Source organism: Microcystis sp. M31BS1 (genome assembly GCF_020245285.1).
Lineage (GTDB): Bacteria > Cyanobacteriota > Cyanobacteriia > Cyanobacteriales > Microcystaceae > Microcystis > Microcystis panniformis.
Window position 1 is genome coordinate 1 of the sequence record NZ_JADBVE010000220.1, and the last position, 7,605, is coordinate 7,605.

Below are 7,605 nucleotides of genomic sequence, written 5' to 3' on the forward strand. Positions count from 1 at the left end.
ATTTCGTCAAGGAAAGAAACAGTCTAACAACTATCACAAGCAACGGATAAAAGTAGCTAAACTTCACCTGAAAGTATCAAGACAACGTAAAGACAAAGCAATTAAAGACGCTTTGGCGTTAGTCCAGTCTAATGATCTGGTAGTTTATGAAGCTTTAAAGGTAAGAAACTTAGTCAAAAACCGTAAGCTTGCCAAGTCTATTTCTGATGCTTCTTGGTATCAATTCACCGAATGGTTGAATTATTTTGCCAAGATTTATCGGATTGTCTGTGTTGCTGTTCCTCCCCATTTTACTAGCCAAGATTGTTCAGTTTGCGGTACGAGAGTTCAGAAATCATTAAGCACTAGAACTCATCAATGCCCTAATTGTCAAACAGTCTTAGATAGGGATCATAATGCAGCAATAAATATTCTTAAAAAAGGGTTACAATATTTGGGAAATCATCTCAACGGTACTGTTGGGCAAACAGAAACCGACCCAAACGCCTTGGGAGAGTCCGGCCTCTGGATTTTCAGTGGAGACATTGAGAATCTAAGTTGTCTCGTTGAACAAGGAATTTCTAACAGCAATGTGGAAAGAATCCCCCGTCACAGCGTAGCTTGACGGTGGGAGTATGTCAATGGAATCTATCAGTAACGGAAAAAGGGAAGAAAAAATCCTGGCAATGATTGCCGAAAAGTTAAACTTAACTCAAGAGGAAGTGTTAATCTAAGTAAATGCGCTCAAATTCTAGCTATTTAAAGTCTCTTTTTCTCGGTTTCCTATTAGTGACCGTGTTAGTTTATATATTGCGCGGCATGGGAATATTATCTTTTTTACCCGGGGGATTAATTTTGTTATTAATTCTGTCCTCCGTGGTGACGGGAATCCTCTACGGAATCGATAAAACCCGCCGTTTTTAGGAAAATATTGGCTCTTCCTTCCAGACAGAAACGAGAAGAGTCGAACGGTTCTAACGTCAATGTCAAGATTGCGGTCGTTAGTTTCTGAGCAATCCCACTGAGAAAAATATCGGCTGCATCTCCTATTTGCGATATGAGATGCAGCCATTGCCAAAAGCTAACACACCTAGGCTAATTAACTGGGGACTAAAGAAGATTTGAGCGCAAAAATTTTCTCGATTACCTCTTCTACCACCTTATCGGGAGTGGAAGCACCAGAAGTCACTCCGACGATAATTTTTCCCTCATTTAACCAGTTATCGGTGATGATTAAATCGCCACCTAAAGGTTTATGTTCGATGCGATTACCGGGGAGAATGCGCTCGGCACTATCGATATGATAGGAGGGAATGGCACGCTCGATCGCTATTTCCTGTAGGTGAGTGGTATTAGAGGAATTATAACCGCCAATTACCACCATTAAAGAAAGCGGTTCTTTCACCAGTTCAAACATGGCATCTTGACGCTCTTGAGTGGCATCACAGATGGTATTAAAACTCATGAAATGATCTTTAAAATCGATCGGTCCGTACTTTCTCAACATAGTATGCTCGAAGAGTTTGCCAATTGCCTCCGTTTCACTTTTCAGCATCGTGGTTTGATTGGCAATACCAATATAATCTAGATCGCGATCGGGATCGAAACCCTGGGAATGAGCATTTTTAAACTTCTCTAAAAACTCGTTTTTATCGCCACCGTGGAGAATATAATTAGCGACATAATTAGCTTGAGCCAAATTTAAAACGATTAGATAAGTGCCAGCAAAAGAGCTAGTGGCGATCGTTTCTTCGTGATTATATTTCCCGTGAATAATCGAAGTGTGGTCGCTTTTTTTGTGCTTTTCCACGGAATTCCACACCTTAGAAACCCAGGGACAAGTGGTATCCACAATCATGCAACCCTTATCGTTAAGTATTTGCATTTCCGAGACACTGGCCCCAAAAGCGGGTAAAATCACCACATCCCCCGATTCCACCACACTAAAGTCTTTTTGGCCATTTTCGACCGGAATAAAACCCACGGCCATGGAGCGCAGACGCTGATTAACCGAGGGATTGTGAATAATTTCGTTAGTAATCCAGATACGTTCCAGGGGAAAATGTTGACGAGTTTCGTAGGCCATGGCAACAGCGCGTTCTACCCCCCAACAAAAACCAAAAGCTTGAGCGAGATAGATCGTCACGTCCCCCCGTTGTAAACGATAATTATTTTCACGAATTTCTTGGATCAGGTCGCTTTGATACTCATTGGTCATCGCATCCATTACTTCCTCTTTGTGACCGAATCCCTTGCGGTTATAGTTATCCGACTGCTGTAGGGTGCGTTTAAAGGATTTTGTATCCATGATTCTCTGATAGGGGTATTGGTGGCGCTAAATTGGGCGAGACAGTAGCTTGCCATATATTAAAAATACCTTATCTAGTCAGCGCAGGAAGCTTTTAGAGACGAGAGAGAAATTCCTCGTCGATATCGTAACCAAACTGTTGAGCGAAAAATTTTAAGCGAGATAAAGCAGGAATTTGCTGACTTTTCAGCCAATCAGACAAAATAAAGAGTTTTTGCATCACAAAAATCTCTAAAGCTTCGGGGTTATATTGAATTCCTTCCCCGCGATGGAATTGATGCGGGACCAACATAGCAGCATAGCGGGCGATTTCTCCCTGTTTTGGGTCAAGAATAAAGATTAGCCAGGGATAAACCGCATCTAAACGCAAAAACCACAGCCTGACTTCCGGTATCTCCGATAATTCCCGCATATCACCCTCAGCACGAGGATAATCTATCTCTAATTGTAGAGCTTGTTCCAGTTTGGCGATCGCTGATCGGGACTGATAATCTTGAATAATATTCTCTAAGGATGAGAGATCGAGATTTTGAATCTGATTGGGGTTAAGAGCGATTTTGACAGTCATAGGGGCAAATAAAAGGTTATATCGGGCAAAATTACGGTTTTTTATCCCTAGATCACAATGATCTATCTCAGAAAGTACCCTCGATCGGGACAAAAAAACTAAGTATGACTATTCTCTCACTCCAGAGCGAGAGAGGGAAACCAGACAAAAATCCTCATCATTGGATTTCTCCCACAATTTAACCTCCCCTGCACACCGGGGTTTTTTAGTCGGCAAAATCGGCAACTCAGGTTATTGATAACTATTAGCTTGACGAGTAAACATAAGGTGATATTGTCCTCGTTTGCTCATCAGTTCTGTGTGGGTTCCTACTTCGCTAATTTTACCCTTTTCGAGAACAACAATGCGATCTGCCAGTTTACAAAGAGCTAATCGATGACTAATTACTATGGTCATTTTATCGGTGGCTAGAGTGCGAAACATTTGATAGATTTCGTATTCTGCATTAGCATCAAGGGAGGCAGTCGGTTCGTCAAAAATGAGTAATTCTGCCGTTGGTAATCGTAATAAAGCCCTAGCGATCGCTATTCTTTGCCATTGTCCCCCCGATAATTCTATTCCTCCTTCTAATTCTCTACCTAGGGGTGTTTCTAATCCTTGAAAATTTTCCTCAATAAGGTCGATCATCTTCACTCTTTTTAGGGCTGCTTGTATCGCTGGATAGTTTCTTAATAAGGGTGAGTAACCAAAGCCAATATTCTCGCGAATTGTAGCGGGAAATCGGGCATAATCTTGCATAACTACGGCGATTTTGGCGCGTAATTCCTTTAAATCAAATGCCCGTAAATCTTTTCCATTCCAGAGAATTTGCCCGGCTGAGGGATCGTAAAATCGACAGAGAAGATTGATTAAAGTGGTCTTTCCCGCCCCATTTTCCCCGACTAAAGCGATAATTTCCCTAGGTTGAATCGTCAGGTTAAGATCATCGAGGATTAATTCTTCACTGTCGGGATAGGAGAAGGATAAATTTTGCATCTCGATCCCCGTTAAGTTTTCTTGTTCTTGCCAAGGAGGAGTTAATTGCTGCAGATTGGATTTTAAATCTAATAACTGAAAAATGGGAGTTGTCCCTAAAACCACGTCGTAAAAGTCCGAACCATTATTAATCAGCAAAAATAAACTCTGACGTACTTGCAAAATTAAACCGGCGTAGAGTGCTAGGTCTCCTAATGTATATTTTTTTTGCAAAGTTCCCAAAACAATATAAAGATATGGTAGGGCAGTACCAACACCGCTCAAAATTGACCAGAAGACAATCACACTGGTTCCTCTTTGACGGACTTTTGCCATGGATTTGAGTAATTTACTTAAAAGTTCTTGCCAGCGAGATAATAAAAGTGTTTGTAAAGAAAATAGTCGAATTTCTTTGGCGTATAATTCACCGGTCAAAACGTTTTTATATAAATCCATCTGACGAGCGATACCCGCCTGGGTTTCTTCAGTGCGCCAGCTTTGTTTGCGATATTTTAAATCAAAATAAACGGAAGGAGCGGCAGAAGTAAATAAAATTAGAGGAATCCACCGAGCGATCGAAGTAGATAGTAAAACGGCAGGAACAAAGATAAAAAAACCGTTGAGAGTGGTAATCAGGATAAAGGATAATTCTTCTAAACGATTGATCCCTTTTTCCGTTAACTTAATTAAGTTCAATAAATCGGGATTATCAAAGAGAGTAATATCGGGAAAATTAGCGACTTTATCAATTACTTTACCCCCGACAAATCCTCGCACTCGATCGCGCAAAGAAGCAAAGAGTAAACTGGTGATCGTGGTGAGGGCATCGGTCAACAAGCTAAGGAAAATTAATCCGCTCACACTGGCGACTAAAATGGGGTTGTGCCAGAGAAGATCACCCGGAACTTCGAGATGAGATTTAGTTAAGAGGAGGGAGACTTGATCGATAATTACCTTATTCAGAAATAAAACAATTGCCGGGGTAGTTCCGCTAATTAAAGTCAGTAAAGTCAGGATTCGTAACTCAGATGGTGCGGCTTGGATTACCATACTGATACTACGTCCCAGCGAGCGATAGAGACTGTAGGATAAGGGTTGCATTTAAAACAAACAACGGTTAAGTCTTCTCTGACGAATGATACACATTATTACAGTCCCCGGCACTCGAACTGGGGATAAAGGTACAATAGAACTGTAGAGATCTGGAGGGTTGCTATGTCCACACACAACTTAGATGACAAAAAACTGTCCCTCGATCGAGAAGGCGAAACACCACAAAAACTCGCCTATCGTTCGCCGAAAATCTACCACCTCGGCTCTTTAGAACGGGTGAATGCCAATCAGGCTGGTAATCAATACGATGGTCCTGATCGCTCGTTTTACTATAATGCCTGAACTAACAATGGGAGGTGTGACCTCCCATCATAATTCCTCCAATCATTGCGTGATGGGTTTATGGTTTCATATCGGTGCAACCACTAGACTCGATAGTGCCGTCGGGTAGGGTCGTTTTGCAAAGGATGGCATTGGCTTTCTTGAGACTTTCTAGATCGATTCCAGTAGTATCCTTGAGGTTTGCCCGAGTCAGGTTGGCCTTTTGTAAATTAACCCCCGTCAAATCAACTCCTGTCAGGTTAGCCCCTTCTAAATTAGCCTCGCTAAAAATAGAGCCGACGAGTCTAGCTTCACTGAAGTCAGTTTGTTGAAGGTTGGCTCCTGAAAGATCGGCTCCAGTTAGATTGACATTTTTCCCGCTCAAGTCGGTATAACTTAAGAAATCCCAGGGGGAGCCAGAGGATTCTGGGGGAGGAAGTTTAAAGTCGGGTTTGATTAGTAGTATGACTTTTTTGTAGCCTTCGGGCAGAGATACGGGAGTCGGACTGTTTCCAATGAATACTTTAGCCGCATCAAAACTTCCTCCAGTGTAGAAAGAATTCTTGAAATTAGTTTCGCGTTTGTCACCTTGATTATCTGTACTTGCACCGATTTTAGCCCGATCAAAATTAGCACCAATGAGATTAGCCTCTTGCAAGTCGGCACCTCTTAAGTCAGTTTCGATAAGGTAGGCATTCCTGAGATTGGCTTTTCGCAAGCTTGCTCCCGTTAAGTTAGCTCCTGAAAGATTAGCTCCTGAAAGATTAGCACTGTTTAAGTTGGCATCGACCAGATCCGCTTTTCTAAGATCGGCATCCTTTAGATTGGCCTGATGCAGGTCGGCACCCTGAAGGACTCGATTTTTAAAATTAATCCCTTCCAGAATAGAGCCAATAACCTTTGGACTTTGTGAATCTTGAAAAGTCCCTAACAATCCTGAAACTCTTAAGAAATCCAGTAATACTTCCCGACGATCAGGATCATCTTTTAACAGTTCCAAAGTCGTACTGGTTTTAGCTTGTGCCAGTCCCCTAACTATATCTCCTTCAGTCTTTTTGTCTTTCAAGAGCGTGGGAAGATTGTCCAAATAGCTGGCAAGTGCCTCTTGTTGGTAGGCGTCCTTTGCCGCCGTTTGTTCTCTAATGTTTGCTTGTTGATTGAACCAAGAGGTTAAACCCCACAAAACAAGGGGAATAATCACAAGTTGCAACAAATCCCACAGTTTTTTTTCTCCAAACCCAGTCCATCTCCAAATTTGCCATAGAAACAGTCTCCACTTTTGCGATGGTCTAAAGGGGGTAATCAGTTCTTGACGTTTCCGATGTTGCTCGCGTTCGTCTAATGGCATTTGAGGAGTATCTTCCAATTTTTTGTTAACCATAACTCACCTCCTTCCTGTCCCTGACAAGAAACAAAAACACTCAACAACAGATATTACTCTTCTGACAATATTCAGAACCAACAAAATATGATATGATCACGAAAGGATAAAGATAAACCCTGACTGCCTGACCCGTACAATGTCCAGTATAAAATAAAGTCATAACTAATTGGCTCTTGCTTTTACAAAATTAAACAATAGATGGTGCAGTAACTGATGAAAACTAGAGAAACTTATACACCACCACTCCGCCCAAGCGAGCATAACAAAGGAAGTTATTACCTAAACCGAGATGTGTATCTATTTAAGCATGAGAACGTCATCAATATTCTTGACTTTCGCCGGGGACAGTTTTATGGATTAGATGAGATCGGCTCTAGAATGGTCGATCTAATCCTCGAAAAAAGTTATCAGGAAACTATCACCGAGATTAGCCAACTCTACGAGGTTCCAGAAGCAAAAATCTGCGGGGATTTAAGTGAATTGTTAAATTCGTTAATCGAGAAAAAAATATTAGTCACATCTCCTCATCCAGACAAATTCACCGAGGAGAATCTTTGGCCAAATATCTTGATCGCAATTTTGAAAAAACTCGCTTTGATCGGGCGAAAATTACTCAATCCTCAACCCGCTCCTAATGCCTACACCGTCGAAATCTTATTAACTCTCAGTTGGATTAGCTTGCGAGTTTTGGGATGGAGTCGCAGCATCGCTATTTGGCAAAAATGGCACAAGTCTCACCGGAAAGAGATCGACAAAGAAACTATCGAAAATCTCGATCGCTTGCTGCGAGAAACTGCATCGGGAAAACTATTTTTACCGATGGTTTGTAAAGAACGCGCCCTCGTTGCCTATCATCTGCTGCGTACTTTTTATGGTTGTCCCGCTACCTTGATGGTTGGTAAGCTTTTACGCATTTAAGTTACATTGACAGCATTACCCTTATTTTTAAGTTTTCTACTCCATTTAATAATCAATCCCCCTTCATTTAAAAGCTGATTGACTACTTTTTCCAGTTCTTCTTTATTTTCAAATTCTCGA

8 protein-coding genes and 1 pseudogene are annotated in these 7,605 nt (G+C 41.5%); 4 read left to right on the forward strand and 5 right to left on the reverse strand.

Annotation, left to right across the window (positions count from 1 at the left end; all coding sequences use genetic code 11):
- A partial coding sequence (locus IM509_RS12865) for an RNA-guided endonuclease InsQ/TnpB family protein (protein WP_287717010.1) occupies positions 1-604 on the forward strand: 604 nt, incomplete at its 5' end.
- A gap of 113 nt (positions 605-717) precedes the next feature.
- Positions 718-903 (forward strand): hypothetical protein, encoded by a 186-nt coding sequence (locus IM509_RS12870; protein ID WP_052277440.1) that lies wholly within the window; start codon positions 718-720, stop codon positions 901-903.
- A gap of 175 nt (positions 904-1,078) precedes the next feature.
- On the opposite strand, the gene IM509_RS12875 is transcribed toward IM509_RS12870, so the two are convergent.
- The 3 genes from IM509_RS12875 to IM509_RS12885 all read right to left on the reverse strand — a co-directional run bounded on the left by IM509_RS12875 (position 1,079) and on the right by IM509_RS12885 (position 4,910).
- Positions 1,079-2,287 carry a 4-hydroxy-3-methylbut-2-enyl diphosphate reductase gene (locus tag IM509_RS12875; RefSeq protein ID WP_072926226.1) on the reverse strand — a complete coding sequence of 403 codons (1,209 nt, stop codon included), beginning with the start codon at positions 2,285-2,287 and terminating at the stop codon, positions 1,079-1,081.
- A 94-nt stretch (positions 2,288-2,381) separates the two neighbouring features.
- On the reverse strand, positions 2,382-2,855 hold the full coding sequence (locus IM509_RS12880) for a CRR6 family NdhI maturation factor (RefSeq protein WP_052277442.1): 474 nt from the start codon (positions 2,853-2,855) through the stop codon (positions 2,382-2,384).
- Between the two features lie 231 nt (positions 2,856-3,086).
- Positions 3,087-4,910 (reverse strand): ABC transporter ATP-binding protein, encoded by a 1,824-nt coding sequence (locus IM509_RS12885; protein ID WP_052277443.1) that lies wholly within the window; start codon positions 4,908-4,910, stop codon positions 3,087-3,089.
- A gap of 114 nt (positions 4,911-5,024) precedes the next feature.
- Between IM509_RS12885 and IM509_RS12890 the strand changes: the two genes are divergently transcribed.
- Positions 5,025-5,204 (forward strand): hypothetical protein, encoded by a 180-nt coding sequence (locus IM509_RS12890; RefSeq protein WP_002786317.1) that lies wholly within the window; start codon positions 5,025-5,027, stop codon positions 5,202-5,204.
- 58 nt (positions 5,205-5,262) lie between these two features.
- Here the strand turns inward: IM509_RS12890 and IM509_RS12895 are convergent, their stop codons facing one another.
- On the reverse strand, positions 5,263-6,564 hold the full coding sequence (locus IM509_RS12895; RefSeq protein WP_185237384.1) for a pentapeptide repeat-containing protein: 1,302 nt from the start codon (positions 6,562-6,564) through the stop codon (positions 5,263-5,265).
- 216 nt (positions 6,565-6,780) lie between these two features.
- Here IM509_RS12895 and IM509_RS12900 point away from each other — a divergent pair, with 216 nt between their 5' ends.
- Entirely contained in the window at positions 6,781-7,485 is a 705-nt protein-coding gene (locus IM509_RS12900) for a PqqD family peptide modification chaperone (protein ID WP_185237383.1), read from the forward strand.
- Here the strand turns inward: IM509_RS12900 and IM509_RS12905 are convergent.
- Positions 7,482-7,605, reverse strand: a pseudogene (locus IM509_RS12905) (IS630 family transposase); the annotation flags it as partial. The gene IM509_RS12900 and the pseudogene IM509_RS12905 overlap by 4 nt on opposite strands.

Excerpts from the sequence above, each read along its gene's own strand:
- IM509_RS12870 (WP_052277440.1), top strand. The coding sequence starts at position 718 with ATGCGCTCAAATTCTAGCTATTTAAAGTCTCTTTTTCTCGGTTTCCTA.
- IM509_RS12875 (WP_072926226.1), bottom strand. The coding sequence starts at position 2,287 with ATGGATACAAAATCCTTTAAACGCACCCTACAGCAGTCGGATAACTAT.
- IM509_RS12880 (WP_052277442.1), bottom strand. The coding sequence starts at position 2,855 with ATGACTGTCAAAATCGCTCTTAACCCCAATCAGATTCAAAATCTCGAT.
- IM509_RS12885 (WP_052277443.1), bottom strand. The coding sequence starts at position 4,910 with ATGCAACCCTTATCCTACAGTCTCTATCGCTCGCTGGGACGTAGTATC.
- IM509_RS12890 (WP_002786317.1), top strand. The coding sequence starts at position 5,025 with ATGTCCACACACAACTTAGATGACAAAAAACTGTCCCTCGATCGAGAA.
- IM509_RS12895 (WP_185237384.1), bottom strand. The coding sequence starts at position 6,564 with ATGGTTAACAAAAAATTGGAAGATACTCCTCAAATGCCATTAGACGAA.
- IM509_RS12900 (WP_185237383.1), top strand. The coding sequence starts at position 6,781 with ATGAAAACTAGAGAAACTTATACACCACCACTCCGCCCAAGCGAGCAT.